15 protein-coding genes are annotated in these 19,204 nt (G+C 48.5%); all 15 read right to left on the minus strand.

The window, feature by feature from the left end; genetic code table 11:
* Window positions 1–44: 44 nt before the first annotated feature.
* A complete protein-coding gene (locus B9D94_RS15865) occupies window positions 45–1,760 on the minus strand; it encodes a histidine kinase N-terminal 7TM domain-containing diguanylate cyclase (RefSeq protein WP_063479386.1) in 1,716 nt (571 codons plus the stop codon).
* A 178-nt stretch (window positions 1,761–1,938) separates the two neighbouring features.
* Window positions 1,939–2,913 carry a hypothetical protein gene (locus tag B9D94_RS15870; RefSeq protein WP_063479385.1) on the minus strand — a complete coding sequence of 325 codons (975 nt, stop codon included), beginning with the start codon at window positions 2,911–2,913 and terminating at the stop codon, window positions 1,939–1,941.
* Window positions 2,880–3,485, minus strand: coding sequence for an RNA polymerase sigma factor (locus B9D94_RS15875; protein ID WP_148247465.1), 606 nt, complete (start codon window positions 3,483–3,485; stop codon window positions 2,880–2,882). The genes B9D94_RS15870 and B9D94_RS15875 overlap by 34 nt, the downstream gene beginning before the upstream one ends.
* 306 nt (window positions 3,486–3,791) lie before the next feature.
* A complete protein-coding gene (locus B9D94_RS15880; RefSeq protein WP_036642747.1) occupies window positions 3,792–4,523 on the minus strand; it encodes a class I SAM-dependent methyltransferase in 732 nt (243 codons plus the stop codon).
* A gap of 170 nt (window positions 4,524–4,693) precedes the next feature.
* The gene (locus tag B9D94_RS15885; protein ID WP_063479383.1) at window positions 4,694–5,146 is read right to left on the minus strand and encodes a hypothetical protein; all 453 of its coding nucleotides are present in this window, start codon (window positions 5,144–5,146) and stop codon (window positions 4,694–4,696) included.
* 180 nt (window positions 5,147–5,326) lie between these two features.
* Window positions 5,327–6,937: a gamma-glutamyltransferase family protein gene (locus B9D94_RS15890; RefSeq protein WP_148247466.1), complete on the minus strand. Its 1,611-nt coding sequence runs from the start codon at window positions 6,935–6,937 to the stop codon at window positions 5,327–5,329.
* Window positions 6,938–7,042: 105 nt separating this feature from the next.
* The gene (locus B9D94_RS15895; RefSeq protein WP_036642750.1) at window positions 7,043–8,182 is read right to left on the minus strand and encodes an efflux RND transporter periplasmic adaptor subunit; all 1,140 of its coding nucleotides are present in this window, start codon (window positions 8,180–8,182) and stop codon (window positions 7,043–7,045) included.
* Between the two features lie 24 nt (window positions 8,183–8,206).
* Window positions 8,207–9,085 carry a carbohydrate ABC transporter permease gene (locus tag B9D94_RS15900; RefSeq protein ID WP_148247467.1) on the minus strand — a complete coding sequence of 293 codons (879 nt, stop codon included), beginning with the start codon at window positions 9,083–9,085 and terminating at the stop codon, window positions 8,207–8,209.
* Window positions 9,086–9,100: 15 nt separating this feature from the next.
* A complete protein-coding gene (locus B9D94_RS15905; RefSeq protein ID WP_148247468.1) occupies window positions 9,101–9,982 on the minus strand; it encodes a carbohydrate ABC transporter permease in 882 nt (293 codons plus the stop codon).
* A complete protein-coding gene (locus B9D94_RS15910; RefSeq protein WP_148247469.1) occupies window positions 9,975–11,366 on the minus strand; it encodes an ABC transporter substrate-binding protein in 1,392 nt (463 codons plus the stop codon). The genes B9D94_RS15905 and B9D94_RS15910 overlap by 8 nt, the downstream gene beginning before the upstream one ends.
* 253 nt (window positions 11,367–11,619) lie before the next feature.
* Window positions 11,620–12,762: a hypothetical protein gene (locus B9D94_RS15915; protein ID WP_253806169.1), complete on the minus strand. Its 1,143-nt coding sequence runs from the start codon at window positions 12,760–12,762 to the stop codon at window positions 11,620–11,622.
* Complete coding sequence (locus B9D94_RS15920; RefSeq protein ID WP_148247470.1) at window positions 12,759–14,213, minus strand: sensor histidine kinase; 1,455 nt, start codon at window positions 14,211–14,213, stop codon at window positions 12,759–12,761. The genes B9D94_RS15915 and B9D94_RS15920 overlap by 4 nt, the downstream gene beginning before the upstream one ends.
* A 3-nt stretch (window positions 14,214–14,216) precedes the next feature.
* Window positions 14,217–14,915 (minus strand): response regulator transcription factor, encoded by a 699-nt coding sequence (locus B9D94_RS15925; protein ID WP_036642760.1) that lies wholly within the window; start codon window positions 14,913–14,915, stop codon window positions 14,217–14,219.
* A 97-nt stretch (window positions 14,916–15,012) separates the two neighbouring features.
* Entirely contained in the window at window positions 15,013–16,443 is a 1,431-nt protein-coding gene (locus tag B9D94_RS15930) for an N-acetylmuramoyl-L-alanine amidase (protein WP_148247471.1), read from the minus strand.
* 339 nt (window positions 16,444–16,782) lie between these two features.
* A complete protein-coding gene (gene metE, locus B9D94_RS15935; protein WP_148247472.1) occupies window positions 16,783–19,071 on the minus strand; it encodes a 5-methyltetrahydropteroyltriglutamate--homocysteine S-methyltransferase in 2,289 nt (762 codons plus the stop codon).
* Between the last annotated feature and the right edge of the window lie 133 nt (window positions 19,072–19,204).

The following is a 19,204-nucleotide window of genomic DNA, read 5'->3' on the forward strand; positions in this document are numbered from 1 at the left end:
TAAACCGCCCAGTCTCTCTTGTCCAGAATTACAACTCTTATCCGCTATGATTCTTCATCCGCTACCCGAATCGTGTCACGGCCGGAACGCTTCGCTTCATAGAGCGCCCGGTCGGCCATTTTCAAGAGTCTCTTCAACTCTGAATCCCACCATATCTCTGCTTCGCCATCAGTCGCTATAGGTTCAAGCTCCACGGACCGCTGCAGGTTAAATGGAGCAACCGTTCTTACCGCTTCTGAACCGCCGTCTTCTTCATTCTCGGTCCCAGAGCGGCTCCTAGAGCTTGAGTTCACCGAGGCGATGCCAAAGCTGGCTGTAATCTGCAGCGGACCTTCCGGTGTAACCAACGGCTGCGCCACGAGTTTAGTACGAATACGCTGTGCTGCCGCTTCAGCCTCAGACGGTGTCATATCCGGCATTGCGATAGCAAACTCCTCTCCGCCATAACGGGCGAATAAATCCTCAGGACGAAGTGCCTTCCGGGTCACCATAACTACATGCAGCAGCGCCTGATCGCCAATATCATGGCCAAACACATCGTTAATCCGCTTAAAATAATCGATATCAAACAGCAGGAAAGCCAATGGCTCCCGATGGAGGACAGCACGGCTCAGGATCGCTCGACTCAGCTTCATGAAGTGTGCCCGATTATAAATTTGGGTTAGTCCATCATAATATGCCATCTGCAGGAGCTCCTCCTGGAGCCGCGCCCTTTCCGTGACGTCGATGAGGACAATGAGTCGTCCGGCCTCCCGTCCCCGCTGATTGCGTACAATGGAAGACCTGATCTGGTACTTGAACATTTTGCCCCCGACCTGCCACTGGATTTCCTGAATATCCGCATCTCCATTGTCGCTGACTCTGCTGTCCTCCAAACAGAAGACCGGCTCCACGGTTGCGTGATGCTGCCATAAATCATGTAAAGGCTCGCCGATTGCTGATGCACTAAGTTCAGGCATCATGGATGCTGCCGCAGGATTGAAATCAACCAATCTGCTGTCCAGATCCAATACGAGCACACCGTCACGCATACTCGCAAAAAGATTGTCCCTTGCAATCGGCGCTACATGAAACAAGCCTTTAGAGGTGAGCGCCCAGAGATACAGTGCGGAAGTTACGGTCATGATGACCGGAATCGGATCTATTCCATCTGGCGTAAGACCGCCAAGATAGAGGAAATCGCCGATCAAGGGCAGGATAAGACCGATGAGCATGGTGCCAAGCTGTAACCGGTAGGATGGCATCCTGCGCCAGCTGCGCAGCAGCAGTATCACTCCACCGATCAAACAAGCGAAAGTATATGCGCCCTGGATGATATACCAAGGCCCTGCGATCACATCCACCTTCAGGCCGGAGATACCTGTGCGGAGCACGATATCTCGGTAATAAAGATGATGCCATTCGTTTGTCATGACCAGCAGCATCGTCACGACGGGAATGGCAAACATGGCAATCTGCAGATCACGCCTCAAATATCGTTCCATGCCCAGATAGGACAGAATGATTAACAGATTAAGGGGTGGCAGAAATGGCATGCCCAAGTATTCAATCTTGATCCAGAATTGAATTTCCTGAAGCGAATCGCTTGCCAACTCCAGAGCAGCACCAAACGTATAAATCGCCGCCATCATACTGAAGACAAAGAAGGTTTTGACTGTTGCCAGCTTCGAACGTCCCGACAGCGCGTACAGACTCATAATAATATTCAATACGCCTGCAGCGACAATAAGGGTAATGATAGCCGAGTAAGGTGTTCCCATTTATGTAGGCTCCAAATCTGCATGTGGTTAACCGGCCAGATGACAACCGATCGACTCTTAATCCGATGTTACCATAGTGTACCTATCGGAACAATATTCCTTCCATTAGCAGCTTGATATCATACCTGCAATTTTGGGTACATCCTAACCCCTTTTATAATCAGCCGCGGCATTCACCCTACTCGTCAATGAGACTCTCGGCCAATTGAAGAAGCTCATCTTTATTCACAAGCCCTTTGACGTTGACCATAATGGCATATACAATACTCCGATTAGGATCATACCATGAGACCAGGTCGCCGTTTGCCTCGTGTTGAAGGTAAATGCCCTCCATATGTTTCAATTGGACCTTCTCGGGGGAGGTATCCGGTAATTTCGTGAAACTTGCCTTTTTCCCGTAACCCGCGGTAATTGTAATAGCTGTACTGCTCTTGCCATCAGATAGATAAACAACAGAATTGGAAGCCTTGGACCATGCCAGCTTCTCCACAAACAACTTCTCTTGGCTGGTCGATGACTGGGCTTGATGCATCAATCTTTGCTTCAGGGCATCGTACTGCGCACGCTCTTCTCCGTAAAGCTGCGGCCCTAGAGGAAAGACTTGTCCATATGCAAACTTCACCCCGTCGGGCAGACTTCCAGGTTTCTTAATGGGAGGCGCCGAAGTTCGAGCCTGCTCTTTTTGAAAAGCTTCATAGGAGTGGTAGTCCGTCGGTCGATACTCGAATTTGACGGGATTCAAGGTGTCATAGCCATTGCCTTCATTGATGTAGTCATCCTTGATATAGTAGGCAGCGAGCTCTCCTTGCTGCAGTTTGGACATGACGCGAACTCTGTATTCCTCAAGCAAACCGCTTAGTTTGGCAGGGAGGCTCCCCGGCGGATCGATGGTTTTGACCACTACTTCCCCTTTATTGTTCAATATCTGGATATGCCCAGATGCTGCATACGCAGTGAAGGAGGCTAATAATAGGCACGGAATAACGATCGACATTACCGTTTTGCGTGTGAAGGATCGGTAACCTGAAGTATTCTTGTACGGGTTTATCTCCATATTTTGCTGAAGCCTGGACGTAATATCTATCTCGCGAAAATGATCATCTGTTACAGAATGCTGCTTCAGCTCTTCGATTGGATCAAGGATGGCTCCCATTGTTCTTCCCCCTGCCATTTCATCATAGTTTCTTTTACTTTTCTCCTGATTCGGGTCAGCTTTTTGCGAACGGCTTCCGGCGTTTTGCCGATGATTTCACTCAGTTCCGCATAGGTCTTATCATGAAATACGTACAGAACCAAAAAACTTCTTTCTTCTGCGGGCAGACTAACAAGCGCTCGGGATAAGGGTTCGCTAAACGCCCCTCTTAAAAATTCCTGTTCGGCGCTTTCCGCGAAAATTTGTCCCTTCAGCAATCTCCCCAGCCTCTCCGATAACTGCCGTCTATGAAGCAGATTTAAACAATGATGATACGCGATTTTGTACAACCAAGCATTAAAGCTGACAGTGGCCTTATAACCGGAAATTGATTGATAGGCCTTTAGAAAAATCTCCTGTACAGCGTCCTCTGCATCCTGTTCACTTCCAAGCAGCCGACAGCAATATATGTACAACTGACGTTGGTACTCCCTCGCAATGGGAATAAATGCTTCCGCATCCCCATCCTGAACCTGGTGAACATACTCCTCTAATACGGCCGCGTCGATTGTCCCTTCCCCCTCTCTTTTCATGAATACCTATATAACAAAGCAGCACATGCAAAACGGACTCCGTTTAAAATATTTCGAACAAAAGAAACCGCGATTTACGCGGTTCCTGATTAATCTATATGTGTTTCTCCCCATCTGGAGCTGTTTTCAGATGAATTCTGACTCATGCTTCTTCCAAGGGTAAATAAATATTTATTTTGCTGTCCGCTTGATCCAGCGCGTCGATGTTAACCCAGTACTCAAAATCAAACGATCGCAAACTCGCAACACAAGTATGTTACATGACCATGAATGGTAAGCCGTTAGGATCATGGTTCAATTCATGCACTATGACGATTTCTCAGCCTTCACAATTAGAAAATGAGGATTAGCCATAAGGCGATCATACCATTTGCCATACCATTCCCTCGCTTCCGGGTGATCCTTATACACGGGACTCGGCTGCGGCTCGACGATTTGTTTTATTCCAAACCTGGAGGAGGTAGCGTTTATAATTTCCTGCATGGGTCTTCTATAGAAAGTGACCTCTACAGGGCCGGATTCCTGCTTGTTCCAAACCTCTGACAGTAATTCATGGGCAAAGTAATCCGGACGATTAAAATGTTGAAAGTCCATGAAGGGGTGATGGACGGAGAAAATCAAAGTCCCTCCTGGCTTTAACACACGCTCAAATTCACGAAATGTCGGTGCCCAATCGTCGATATAGTGAAGCGTCAATGAACTGACAATAAGATCAAAGGTTTCAAACTCAAACGGCAGTGCTTCTGTTAGATCGCACGTCAATACCGTCGCTTGATCACCGACACGCCTTTTGCAGGCTTCGACCATGGCCGGGCTCAGATCAATCGCAGTCACCCTGGCCCCTTGCTGGAGCATATGCTCCGTATACCAGCCTGCTGCACATCCCGCATCAAGAACCGTCATCTGACTCATGTCCCCCGGCAGCAGCTCAATCATCGCGGGCCGCTCATAATATGCATTATGCCCACTCTGCTTATCGACATGTCTCTCGTAATCTCCTGCCAGCTTCTCGTACGCCTGCATAACCTTCTCCTTCATGGCTCTGAACCCCTCCTCGAAATTTTGGGCACGTCCATTCGGTGATTCGTTTACCAAGAGCATAACCAACCTGCGTACACACATGCTCTCTTCTTTTTGATAGAGCGACAGATTGGGTATACAAACAGAGAAACCGCGAATTCTACGCGGTTCCTATGCACTTTCTTCAGCTAGTTGAACAGGTCTTCAATGATGGAACGATCGAATGGGCTTGCGATCTTATAGGTCCAGGAATATCTTTTATGCTGGGTGCCTTGATTAAGGTCGATCCGCATATTATCAGGTTCCGTATACATTATAGTAAGGAGAGTGTGTTCGTAATTAATCCTGATATAGTAATACGTACCTATCGTGTAATTCTCTGTTCTTATTAATTTCACTTCGGAAAAATTGTTCATGATGCGATCAATCATGTCAGGATCCGTAATTTCCACCCTCTGGATGTCATCCCAGCGGTCACCGAATTTCTCAATACTGATATCCCTGATCTTCTGGGTATCGCTGTACCGGTCAGGCACCAGCTCCCGAAAAGAAGTTACCGATTGAAGTGCTGAGTAGAGAACCCCCGATAAAATAATCAGAGCAACAACCATAATAAAAATACGCCAAGATTTGTCACTCATCACGAGCCCCTGCTGAATGGCTCAGCCATTGTGGTCTGTCACTTAATCTATCCCTCATGTCTCCCTCCATGATACGGATCATTTGTTTCCATCATTGTATCATAATCCAGGAGCAGGAACGCCCATAATTGTTAAGGTATGTAAAATGAAGCAATCATGCGCCGATGTTCATGAAGCTTACTACCATCCTGCAACAAAGCCATCCGTTCGGGCGTCGCTTCCTCCGCAAAGAACACCGGTTTTCTCGTCTCGCCAGATGATTTGTCCTCTGCCAAAAGAACTGAAATCAGCAGCGACCTGCACCTCATGCCCCATCCGCTCAAGCCTTCTAGCCATATGCATCGGAAAATGCGGCTCAACCATGACGGTCTTCCCCTTCACCCACTGCCATCTCGGAGCATCCAATGCCGCCTGCGGATGGAGCCCGTAATCAATCAAGTTCATGGCAACCTGCACATGTCCCTGGGGCTGCATATAACCACCCATGACCCCAAATGCTCCAATGGCTTGGCTGTTCTTCGTAAGAAACCCCGGGATGATGGTATGATACGTACGTTTGCCCGGCTCCAGCCGGTTTGCGTGGGTATCATCCAGAGAGAACTCCAGTCCCCGGTTCTGCAATGAAATTCCGGTTCCAGGGACAACCAACCCTGAACCGAACCCTGTATAATTGCTCTGAATGAAGGAAACCATGTTTCCCTCTCCATCCGCAGTCGCCAAATAGACGGTTCCACTGCCTCGGGGTTTCCCGGCTTCCGGCCATAAGGCCTCGCTGCCAATCAGCCTGCGGCGCTGTTCTGCGTATTCCTCGGTGAGAAATGCATATGGATCGCAGGACATCCTGGATGGATCCGTAATGTAGCGGCTGCCGTCAGCAAACGCCAGCTTCATCGCTTCGATCTGCCGATGATAGGCTTCAGGCGATTCCTGGGAACTAACGGGATAGCCTTTCAACATGTTTAAAGCGATAAGTGCAATAAGTCCTTGGCCGTTCGGGGGAATCTCCCACACATCGTAGCCGCGATAGGATACCGATATCGGCTCCACCCACTCCGGTCTATATCCAGCCAGGTCTTCCTTTGTCAGAAAGCCGCCGGAACGTAAGATGCACTCGCTGATCGTATCAGCCAGCACGCCCCGATAGAACTCCTCTGCTTCTGACGAGCCGATGAGACGCAGGGTGTTGGCATGGTCAGGCGAACGCCATACTTCCCCTGCCTCAGGCGCTCTTCCATTCGGAGCAAACAAGTCAAACCAAGGTTTAAATTCCGTACCAGTTAATGCGGTGCTGTACCGCCGAAAAGCGGAATTCCAGTTGCCGGCTGCCGTCGGCGATACCGGATACCCTTCCTCAGCATAGCGGATAGCTGGCTCCAGCGTCTCGGACAGCGGCAGCCTGCCGAATGTACGGGAAAGCTCTGCCCAGGCTGCAGGCGCGCCCGGAACCGTGACAGGAATCGCCCCATAGCGCGGCATTTCGGTATGTCCAAGCGCCTTCACGGCATCAATCGAAATCCCGGCAGGCGATGGACCGCTGCCATTCAAACCGTGCAGCTTGCCTTCCGTCCATACTAGGGCGAAGGCGTCTCCGCCAATCCCGTTCGAGCATGGCTCAACGACCGTTAAGGCTGCCGCGGTTGCAATAGCTGCGTCAATGGCATTGCCGCCGCGCTTAAGAATGTCGAGCCCCGCGCCGGCGGCGAGCGGCTGTGAAGTAGCGACCATGCCCCGGTTAGCATACACGGGCAGGCGATAGGTGGGATAGGGATGGTACAACGGATCAAAGGACATTCGCGCGTCAGCCTCCTGTTTTCCATCTTTTTGCCGGATAATTTATCATCTCTGTGTAACGCTGTCAATCTTATTTTTAGGATTGATAGGCAAGGCGCCCCATTCTTAGAGCTGGTTATACATGTTGACACGAGTCCCATCTATGATGAGTCCGCTGCTATCCACTACGATTTCCTGCTGATCAAACAACCCTTCGCTGACGGCCGTTGTATGGTCATTGGAATCAGAGATCTGAATCGGCGTACGTACAGCATAATAAGTATTTCCGAGAGGGCCCTGCGATTCGTTTAGGGTGAATACATAAGCGCCTTCGCTGTCTTTATGCACCGCTTGATTCGGTATGAGGAACTGATCCGTACCCGTTGTCGTTAAATTCACGTTCACTTGTTCCCCTCCGGTTAACCCCTCTTCTTCAAGCTTAATCCACATTCGAGACATCGTACTGGTTGAATTCTCAGCAGCATCGTCAGCATTTGCAAGTGGTGAGTTGATTCCTTCCGCTATCCTTTCTATCTCGCCTGTAATCCTTCTCTCTTCCTTATCATCCAACATGATATGATCCAGAACATCACCGACGTCAAACATGGAAGCGATTTGCAACGGGATCGACAGTTCGAGCCCATATCCTTTTGCCAGGTTGGTCATTGTTATATCGGGTGCTCCGGTGGAATTTAAACCATCCATTGCACCGACTTCTACAACAATGCCGTCAAACGGAGCCTCCATCTGCTGATTGACGGAAAGGGTATGCTTAAGGTTCTCGATATGCTGCTCTTGCGCTGCTATATCGATCTTTGCTGTTTCGAACGCGGTAGAGGCGCTAATACGAAGAGCTTCATCTTCCTCCTGCATCGCATGCATGATATTGTATTCAAGCAGTTCGATAGACAGTTCCAGCTTCTTCAGAGCGGACTGCTCCACAGCAAGCTGCTGCTTAACCTCACTGCCGTCATATTGCACAAGAATCTGGCCTTTGCGCACGGTTTCCCCTTTTGTAACAAGCACCTTCTCAACTTTCCAACCGGACGGGTTTACGAGTTCTCTCACCTCCTTCGGATGTACCGTTGATCGGCTGCTATAAGAATGATCCAGCGAGCCCTTGGTTATCACCGCAGTCACTACATGAGGAAGCGTTAAGTTCTGTATGGTGTTACCCGCAAAAGTAAGCACAAGCAGCAGACCTGTAAACAAACCGGCAATCAGGCTGAGTTTGCGTTTTCTCGCTTGGGTCGTTCCTTTTTCCAATATGAATCACTCCTGCCACTTAAACTAACCTTTGATGCCAGACAATTGAACGCCTTCAATAAAATAGGACTCCGCATGCAGGAATAGCAGGATCACGGGGGCCATGTACAATGCCGATGCCGCAAATCCGATGCCAAGCGCCTCTTTATTAATCTGTGCAAGATATAGCGACAGCGGCTGTTTATAAGCATCTTGCAGAAAAATAAGCGGCTGCTCGATCATATTCCAGTAATCCACAAATAATAGAACCAGCAGCGCTGCCAGTCCAGGCCTCGCAAGTGGCAGAATGATCCGCCAAAAGATGACCCATTGTCCCGCTCCGTCCATCATGGCAGCCTCGGAATAAGCTCCCGGGATATGCGCCATAAATTGCCTCATCATAAAGACAGCAAACGCTCCAAAGATGCCCGGCAATATGATCGCAGAAGTATGATTCATCAGCCCCAGCTTGTCTATAACCATATAATTCGGAACCAAAGTCACCTGAAACGGCATGAGCATCGTCATCAGATAGATCATGAACAGCTTGTCCCTGCCAGGAAATCGGAGCCTGGCAAAGGCATATGCGGCAAGTGAGCCAACCATTGTCTGTCCGACCACGACCGGTACCACCAAGCCGACAGAATTCCAGAACATGTTCAGAAACTTCGCAGATAAGATCAGTACTTCGGCATACTGGCCGAGAGAGATCCAATCCGGAACGATTTTCAGATTGATGAATCGATCTCTGCCGCCTTGGCCAACGTCAATCATCTGACCGATCAGGTCGTAATTCCGCCCGATTTCTTGCTCCGTCATCAGGGAGTTTGTCAAGGTAAGTAGGATTGGCACAAGCATCAGGATGGCTGTCCCACCGAGCAGCAGCGTCAGCAGCAGCTTGGACATCCACTGTATTTTATTCATGATGATCCTCCCCGCTCAACCCAAATTATCGCGAAATCGTCGTTCTATGCTAAGCAGCCCTGTTACCAGAATCACGATGCAAGCAACCATAACTGTAGCAGCAGTTGTCAGCTTCTGAATATCCAGAGAGAAGAACATGTTGTTCATGTAATGCTGCATCATATAGATGCGATCATATGGATATTCACCTGCAAGCAGATAAATCTCTCGAAAGACTTTAAAAGAATTGATGATTGAGATAAGAACAACGAAAAACATCGTTGGCGTCAAATAGATAAGCGTAATATGGAACAATTGACGTAATTTTCCTGCACCTTCGATTTGCGCCGTCTCGTAGTAATCTCTGGGAATGGCTTGGAGTCCTGCCAAGAATAGAATCATGTTATAGCCGATATTTTTCCATACATACATCAGGACAATGATGCTCATAGCCCCATCCGATTGCATCCAATCGATCCGTTCTTTATGGAAATGATGCAGCCAGGCATTCAGCGTCCCATTCCAGTCGAAGAAAATTTGCCAGAACATGACGATGGAGGCGACCGGTACAACCAAGGGCAGGATAAACGAACTGCGGAGCCAATTGCGCAAGTACAGGGACTTATTCAACAGCAAAGCCAGAACCAGTGAGGACATGATGAGCAGCGGGACGCCAACGCCGGTAAAGAGCAGCGTATTCATGGAGGCTTTGCGAAAAGAAAGGCTTCCCGTTACCTCCTTATAATTATCGAGTCCAACAAAAGCACCGCCTTGCGTTCCATCCGTAAAGGATTCATAGATGCCCATCAGGAACGGAAGGAGATAGAAAATCGCGAAGCCGATCAGGCTTGGAGCCAGGAACCCGATCGCCTTGAAACCATCGCTCCGCAGCAGCGTTCGTACCGTTTTCTTATTCATTCAAATACGTAGTCACTTTATTCTGAATAAGACTGGCAACATCATCGGCCGATTTCTGACCGGTGAAGTAGGCAACGGCATCCTGAACGATGATATCGCGTACTTTATCCGACTTGAAATCCACTTGGTGGATGGCACCGTTAACAAAGCTCTCCAGTCGATCGAGCATAGCTCCGTCAACTTCAAAGAATTCTCCTTGCAGAGGCCCTTCCTTGTATGCCTGCACCTTTCCTTGTTCCTTCAACTGGCTGATCCGTTGGGTGAATGCTTTTTTGTTAATCGGAAAACCTGCCGCCTCCAGTGGTGTCTGTGTTGGCTCCGACATCATGAATTTGATGAAATCCCATGCCTCTGCTTGCACCTTGGAGTTCGCGTTGATAGCAACATCCCGATAGGTTCGGAAATAACCTCCCGCCGGCGTATCCGAGGCATGCGGTTTGATGAACAGTTTCATGTTTTCGCCATATTCCCGTAAGGTTACAAGGTAGTCCCACGGTGAATTGATTTGGATGTTTCTAAAATAAGATTTGCTGCGAAAGTCTGTATTCACAATCCTGTCATCAAACATCGTCTTGACCTGATCCATGAGCGATGTAAAAGCGTCGTCCTCAAAATAGGCTTCACCGGTAACCCGGTTTATGTATAAGGAGTAGTTATCCAATATCATATCGGCGAGCAAATATTCAGGGCCCTCATACACCAATGCCGTTGAAAAACCGTTTGTTTTTGCAGCCACCAGCTGATTCGCGGTTTCCGTAAACTCTTCCCATGACCATGTCTTGTCGTCTACCTTTATGCCGGATTCGGCTATCGCTTCCCCGTCGCCAGCAAAACCCATTAAAAAATACGCAAGCGGCATGCTGTAAAGTCCGTCCCCTATCCGGGTGGCATCGAGGATATTCATAAAGTATTCTTCCTTCTTAAAGGTTGGATCTTGATCCAACATCGTACCAAGATCCGCCAGCAGCTTATTCTTCACGTAACTGTCCGTAGGCAGCATATCCATCTGGATTAAATCGGGTCCTTTCCCGGCCAGCATCGCCGTATTGGTCGCTGTTACATACTTCTCCATCTCAGCTTCCAAATGGGCATCATCGATTTGCACATATTCCAGTTTAATTTCAATATTCGGATGAAGTTTCTCATATTTCTTCTTAGCAGCTTGAAACCGTTCATCCGGAAAAAAAGTCGAGAACACAATGGTCTTCTTGCCTCCTGTATCGGAATCCTTCTCTTCTCCGGCACCTGGTACAGTCTCTTTCGATTCCTTTGATGTTTTACTTCCGATACTTGTCCCGCCATGGCTTGAACCACCGTTTCCGCATGCTGCTAATGTGAAAACAATCATGCAGCATACCGTCAACCATAATCCAAATTGTTTCATCTTCTCAACTCTCCCTCTTCATTCAATAAATCGAAGCCATCTTTGTCCTAAGGTACTGACCGCTCCTCCACTCCACAAATGGCATACCCAATCCCCAATCCTTCGGACTCCTATCAATATAGGACGATCATGTCGCCAAAACTTCATCTACTTGTAAACAATTTGTCAACGAAAAAAAGCGAAAAACCGAACGATATCGTTCGGTCTTCCGCAGCATGGAGAAGATGCTATTACATTCCTATCCGTCTTTGCCTTACTCGAATTCTATTATAAAAGGACGAAGATCCATAGGTTTTGCCTCCTTGACCACTCGTGGTTTCACATAGGTCTTCCGGCCATTCACAAGAAGACGGTTATGGTCTGGACTCCAGTACATGTCCGACGGGATGATCCCATGATAAATGGGTTCAGCGTGCAGGATGTTTTTACCCTGAAGCTTGCCTGCATAAAGCGTATCCTTTCCGTTCAGGGAATAGGCAATATACTTGCGATCCTGGGAGAACTCGAAACTGTCTGCTCTCTCTAACAGGATGGACAGCTCCTGATTTCTGCGATCATATTCGTACAGCGTTCCTTCCATTCCCTGGAATACAAATTGGTCATGATTCAGCCAGTCGATCTGATCACTTCCTATTTCATGCTCATACTGAAACTCAATCACGCTTCCATTGATTGTCCCCATCGCAACGATGCGCCCATTGCTGGACTGATCCAGCACAATGAGCATCATCCGGCCATCATCCGAAATCTTGGCTTTAATCGGAATCCCTGCCATGTCAAACCCTTTCAATCGATAAACCTTGGCCTTCTCGGCTTGTGTATCATAAACGCCGATGCTCGCCAGCCTTCTGCCTTCTTCCATGACGAGATAACTCACGTATTGGCTATCAGCAGACCAGGTGGGTTGTTCAAACAATAGCTGCTGCGTAGAATCCGTCGTAGCTTCCACCATCTCTTCTTCGCCACTCGGATACGTAATCAACTTCAACGAAGCACCTTCAGCTGATTTGGCTACCCCTGAAATGGTCTTGCCATCCGGAGATAAATGGTGATACATCGTATTGTTGCCCACGGCTTGAAGCGTTTCGACACTTTCATACGGGGCGGAGAGACGCTGAAACTGCAGACTTAATCCCTCTGACCGACTAGCCTCCTCAAAGAGACCGATCACAGACTCCGGTGTTGCCCAGCCGAGCAGTTCGCCTTGATCTGTGATGGAATCGGGAAGACGGTATATCGTCTTCACCTGAAATGGCCGCCTCTCTTCGTCCACCGTATGATTCTCTTCCTTGCTCGGTATAATGATGGTCTCCGATCTCGGTCCATTCGCACAGCCGGTCAAGAGCAGGATGGCGAGAGTCACACACCATAACCCGGTTCGATTGTATGTCATCATGATCTCTCCACCCTTACATAAGGAATTTCCACATAGACGACGGTATGGGACTTCTCGCTTACAATGCGTATGGTTCCCTTGTGGTCATCAACGATGGATTTAACGATGCTGAGTCCCAGACCGACGCTCCCTTCTTCCTTGGAACTTTGTGGCCCCGAGAAAAACGGCTGAAACAAATTCGCAAGCTGGTCCGGGGGGATGGGTTCTCCCGGGTTATCGAATAGGAAGTGAACGCCCCCGTTGATATGCTTGGCCTTGACAGAGATTTCGGAATGAGATGCGCTGTATTTGATTGCATTGTCCAGAAGATTGATAAAGAGCTGGCGCAGCCTGTCCGGCTGACCAAGCACAAACAGCTCTTCTTCCGTCTCACAGGTAATGCTCTTCTTGTAACGCTTGGCTCGGAATGACATCGAGTCAATCACATCGCGGAGTATTTCCCCCGTATCTACAAGTTCCAGGTCGCCATCATGAGCGTTGTGCTGGGACACCTCAAGCAGCTTTAGCACCATGCTGTGCAGTCGGCGACTCTCTTCGACAATGTGCGTCATTCCTTTATCAAAGAACTCTCTGTCGTCGTCCCCCTTTTCCCTGATGATCTCGGCATAACCAAGAATGGAGGTCAGCGGTGTTTTGAGTTCATGTGTCACATTGTCAAAAAAACGCTTCTCCTGTTCGTTCAGACTCTTCAGTCGGTCCCGATCTCGTTCAATTGTGGAAATTTGACTGCCGATCCGGTCTATCATGTCATTAAAATTCAACGCCAGTTCGCCAATTTCATCTCTTCGCTGGAACTGGATTCGGACATCCAGATTGCCGTTCTTAACATCTGTAGAAGCCCGCGTTAACTTCACCAACGGAATTGTGATATGCCTGGAGAGCATGTAGGAGAATAGAAATGCAGCAGTGAATATGGCGAGCGCGATGTAAAAAATGATATCCATGATGCGTCCGCTTTGTTCGTAGAGGAGGGTGAAATCTTTAGTAAAGCGCAAAATGCCCACCTTAACCCCATCAATAATTACTGGATAGGAATAAAGAACACTTCCGCTGTCGCGGCCGTACGTGATGGTATAAGCCGTTTTACCCTCAATGGCTTGCTGGAGATCCTCATTCGATTGTCCCGTGAATTCCTTCTCGTCCGATGAGAACAATAACGTGCCATCAACGGTATATGCACTGACATGACTTGAAGTGGCGTGGTTCAAGTCTTTCACCATTTCCTCGGCCATCTGCCCGAAATAAAGTGTGTTGTTTGTGAAATGGTTGATGAGGAAAGCTTGCCGTACATAGACATTACTGTTGTTTTTAAGCCCGACCAGATCGGATGTTACAATCTTCTGATTGCTGGTCCGTATGACTTCTTTAACGGTCTGATTGAGCACAAGGAAAGAAAGGCTGAAGATCAGAAAAAAACCAACGATAAATTTGGCTCTGATGGTCCGAAGCATCCCTTATTCCGCCACTTTCTCGAATTTGTACCCGATGCCGAATACGGTTGTGATGAGATCGCTGGCATCCAGCTTTTTGCGGAGCCTTTGAATATGAGTATCCACCGTCCGCGTATCCCCCATAAAATCATAACCCCAGACCAAATCAAGCAGCTCCGAGCGCGTATAAATCTTCCCTCGGTGGCGATACAGGGTCATGAGCAGATCGAATTCCTTCGGTGTGAGATCAATCAAACTGCCGTCTTTCTTGACCAGACGCTCCTCCATTACGATCTCGATGCATTTAAACCGGATAACAACCTCTTGTGCCTCTTCTCTCTCAACATGGTTTGCCTGATCCAGCCGCCTAAGGATGGTGCGAATTCGCGCAACGACCTCCCGCAAATCAAAAGGCTTCGTGATATAATCATCCGCACCAAACTCAAGCCCAAGCACTTTATCCGTAATATCCGATTTAGCCGTAATCATGAATATGGGGATGTTGTAATCTGCAGTTACTTTTTTGCAAATATCGAGTCCGCTTTGATCCGGCAGCATCCAATCCAGCAAGAGCAGGTCAGGACTGAAATCTTCCAGTTCCCTAAAACCTGCGGCTCCGCTGGCTGCCGTTCGGGTCTCGAACCCCTCCATAGCCAGCCCATACGCAAGCAAATCGGCGATCGGTCCCTCGTCTTCGATAATGAGAATTTTCGTTTTTTTCATGAGGTCTCCATTCTTAATCCTTAAACCTGTTAATGAATCGATTTTAGCATATACCTTCTGCAAATGATAAATTAGATAAGCTGCAAGCGCGGTGAGTCTACTGTGTATCCGGTAAATGCAGCAGCTCTGGTACGGTGACAAATGAATAGCCTTGGTCCTTCAAATCAGGAATCAACTGTTTAAGGGCTTCGATTGTGTTGGCAAGATGATTCTTACCATTAGCCGTATGCTGCAGGATAATGCCTCCCGGCTTTAACTGCGTGTGTATTCGCTGCATGATCCCCTGGGCAGGCAAGCCTGACCAGTCCATCGTGTCCACGGACCAGTTCACGATGGCTAAATCCAAACTTTGTATGGCCTCTACTTTTTCCTCATCCAAAGCGCCATACGGAGGTCTAAACAAGGAGGGGCGGTAGCCTATAATATCATTCAGCTTGTCCTGCGTATCATTGATTTGCTTCATCGCTTCTTCCATGGTTATCTCCTTGAAGTTGGGATGGGACCAGGAATGATTCCCTATGGCATGACCTTCCTCCACAATCCGCCGCACGGTCTCAGGATGGGACGCAGCCCGATCTCCCAGAATAAAGAAAGTAGCTTTAATATCGTTCTCTCTCAATATATCCAAAATCTGCGGCGTAACGATGGCATCCGGACCATCATCGAACGTTAATGCGACCTGCTTACCGTCTTTTGCCGATCCGTTAAAATACACCTTCTTCTCCATCGACTGATTCTGATTCGTGCCGGATGAGCTTATCTCGTGTGGGCTGCCATCTGTTTGCTGACCAGCCGAGTGTCCCTGCTCTCCCATAAAATAGTCTCGGAGTCCGTCTACAATAGATTGAGCGGCTCGCTCCAGCCCTTCATTGCTCAGGAGCAATTGTTCGTCGTCCGCATTGGTGAGATATCCAACTTCCACAAGTACTGCCGGCATCTTGGGGGTAGCGAGCACTTTTAATTGTTCCTCTTTTATGCCGCGATCCCGGAGTCCAAGCCCCTTCACTACCTGCTTCTGAAGGGTTTGAGCCAACGGAATGCTGTCCTCGTGCCGATATAGGGTTTCCGTTCCCGAAGTTGTGGGATCTGTATACGTGTTGCCATGGATTGAAATCATAACATCCGCATTCCAATCATTCGCGATAGCTGCCCGGTCTTCCAATTCTACAAATTGATCATCTATACGTGTCATAAATGGCTCAAACAAGGGGTCTTCTTCCAGAATATCAAACACCCGCCCGGCAAGGGATAGGTTGAATTCCTTCTCATATGCGCCGCTTACACCGGTAGCACCGGGATCTTTACCCCCATGACCAGGATCGATAGCGATTCGATACGTCTGATTATTGTTAGGTGAATCAGGAAGGGTCTTATAGGTCTCTCCATGTTTAGCTGATGATGCCGGTATTAACTTCACCGTAGCTGAGCCGGTGTGCCATGCCAATTTGAATCCTAGGCAGAAGATGATTCCGATAAGTATAATATAGAAGACTTTCGCTGGTTTTTTACGTTTCTTGTGATGGATCATGGCTCCTCCTTCTGGGTGATCGGTTCATATTTTGTTAATGGAACTATGGCAGGAAACACCTCTCTTTTTATTTGCTAGACTTGTTCCATAAGAAGAATATAATCGCTGGATGTGACAACGATTTTACCGAGATGTCAACAACTTGTGTCAAAGCGCTGCTCGATGTAAATCCAAAACAAATCTATCGTTCCGCCGTCCGGCTGGGTTTCCTTTCATCCCATCTAAAGTCCGCCCGTTCCGACACAACAAAAAAAAGCAGGCTGCCGTGGCAGCCTGCTTCTATCGCAACTATACGAGTATCTCCTGCGCTATCGCAGGAATGTTTCTACATTTCTACTACTATACGTTCAATGAATAAGCCGAGCGAGCGATTTCTGTCGCTTGAACCATGTTGCGCAAGGATTCCACTGTCTCTTCCTTACCGCGTGTCTTGAGACCGCAGTCCGGATTAATCCAGAACAGCTTCGGATCCAGCACACGCAATGCGCGATCAATCATACTTGTCATCTCTTCGACTCGCGGTACCCGTGGACTGTGGATATCGTATACACCGAGTCCAATTCCCAGCTTGTAGGTGTTGACTTCAAAGCTATGGATCAGTTCGCCATGGCTGCGCGAAGTCTCGATGGAGATCACATCGGCATCCATGGATTCAATCGAATCAATCATGTCATGGAACTCGCAATAACACATATGCGTATGAATTTGCGTCGTTGGCTGAACCGTGCAAGTGGTCATGCGGAAGGCTTTAACAGCCCATGCCAGATACTCCGCCTGATCTTCTTCCTTAAGCGGAAGTCCTTCGCGCACCGCAGGCTCATCCACCTGAATCATTCCGATGCCTGCTTGCTCCAGCGCCTCGACCTCTTGTCTTAGGGCATAAGCCAGTTGATATGCAATCTGTTCGCGAGTGATATCTTCACGGACGAACGACCAGTTCATGATCGTAATCGGTCCGGTCAGCATCCCTTTAACAGGACGGTTGGTCTTGGACTGTGCATACTTCGTTTCCTCAACGGTCATCGCTTTCTCGAAGGCAACATCCCCGAAGATAACAGGTGGTTTTACGCAGCGGGAGCCATAGGATTGAACCCATCCATACTGTGTGAAGGCAAAGCCCTCAAGCTTCTCACCGAAGAATTCAACCATGTCCGTGCGTTCAAATTCACCGTGCACAAGCACGTCCAGACCGATCTCTTCCTGCAGCTTGATCCAAATATCGATCTGCTCCTGAATAAAGCCCTCGTACTGTTCATTATTCCACTCGCCCTTGCGCCACAGCTGGCGAGCCTTGCGCACTTCGGCTGACTGCGGGAAGCTTCCAATGGTAGTTGTCGGAAAAATCGGCAGCTGCCATTTGTTCTGCTGGGCGACGTGACGCTCTGCGAACGGCAGACTGCGAGCCGGCTCCTGTGCACTCACCGCAGCAACAGCCTGCTGAACGTCATGGCGGTTACGCTCACCCGATTGCTTAAGCGCCTGAATTGCAAGCTCGGACTGCTCCAGTTCTTCAGCGATCCGGGCTGCGCCTGTAGAGACCGCTTTAGTTAACAGGACCAGTTCATTCAGCTTCTCATCCGCAAAGGCAAGAGCACCCTTCAGTTCGGGAAGAAGTTTCGTTTCGTTGTTCACTGTCACTGGTACATGGAGCAAACTGCATGAGGATTGAACGATGAGACGCTCAGCAGCCACGTATTTGGTCAATTCCTCCAATTGTGTCAGTTTCTCGCGCAGTGACGCCTTCCAGATACCGCGTCCATCGATGACACCCGCTCCCAGAACTTTGTTCGAAGGAAATCCTGATTCTTTGATGGCTTGGACATTACCAGTCTGCCCATGCACAAAGTCAAGGCCTATGCCACTGACAGGCAGCTGAATGATGTCCTGGTAGTTTTCTACAGCTTCAAAATAGGTTTGCAGCATGATGTTCAAGCCAGGAGCCGAGGCTGCAAATGTTTCGTAGATCGTTCTTAACCGCTGCAGATCGCCATCGCTTAATTTCGTGACAAGAATCGGCTCGTCGATCTGTACCCATTGAACGCCTTCTTGTGCCAATTCCTGAAGAATCTGCACATAAAGGGGTAACAATTTCTTGAGCCAAGCATCCGTCTCCGAGGGCTGATATCCCTTCGACAATTTCAGGAAGGTTAACGGGCCAACAATTACCGGCTTGCCTTCAATCCCGAGCTTTTCCTTCGCCTCTTTATAGGCAGCAAGCGGTCTGTTCTCCGTAAGAACTGGCGTCGCTCCATCCAATTCAGGCACGATATAATGATAATTGGTGTTAAACCACTTGGTCATTTCACTTGCCGTAGCATCCTTGGTTCCGCGTGCAATGCCATAATAAACGGACAAAGGCACCTCGCCGCCCTTATAGGGAAAACGCTTCGGTATAATGCCAAACATTGTTGCCGTATCCAGTACATGATCGTAATAACTGAAGTCATTGACCGCAATGAGATCAATTCCCTTCTCCTGCTGCTTGCGTAAATGATTCAGTCGAATCTCCTGCAGCTGCTGGTGGAACTCCGATTCTTCAAGCTTCCCCGCCCAGAACGCTTCTAACGCTTTCTTCCATTCACGATCCGCACCAATTCGTGGATACCCCAAAACGCTGCTTCTTGTCATCTATGTAACACTCCCATACAAATTGTTACAAAGAAGATATCATGTATTGATCGGTATAGTGTAACTCGAATAAGCTATATCCAGTTATAGCTTAAGGCTATAACAAGTGTGTTTTGCGGGTTTAGCTCATGGG

The organism is Paenibacillus sp. Cedars (assembly GCF_003184205.1).
Lineage (GTDB): Bacteria > Bacillota > Bacilli > Paenibacillales > Paenibacillaceae > Paenibacillus_AQ > Paenibacillus_AQ glucanolyticus.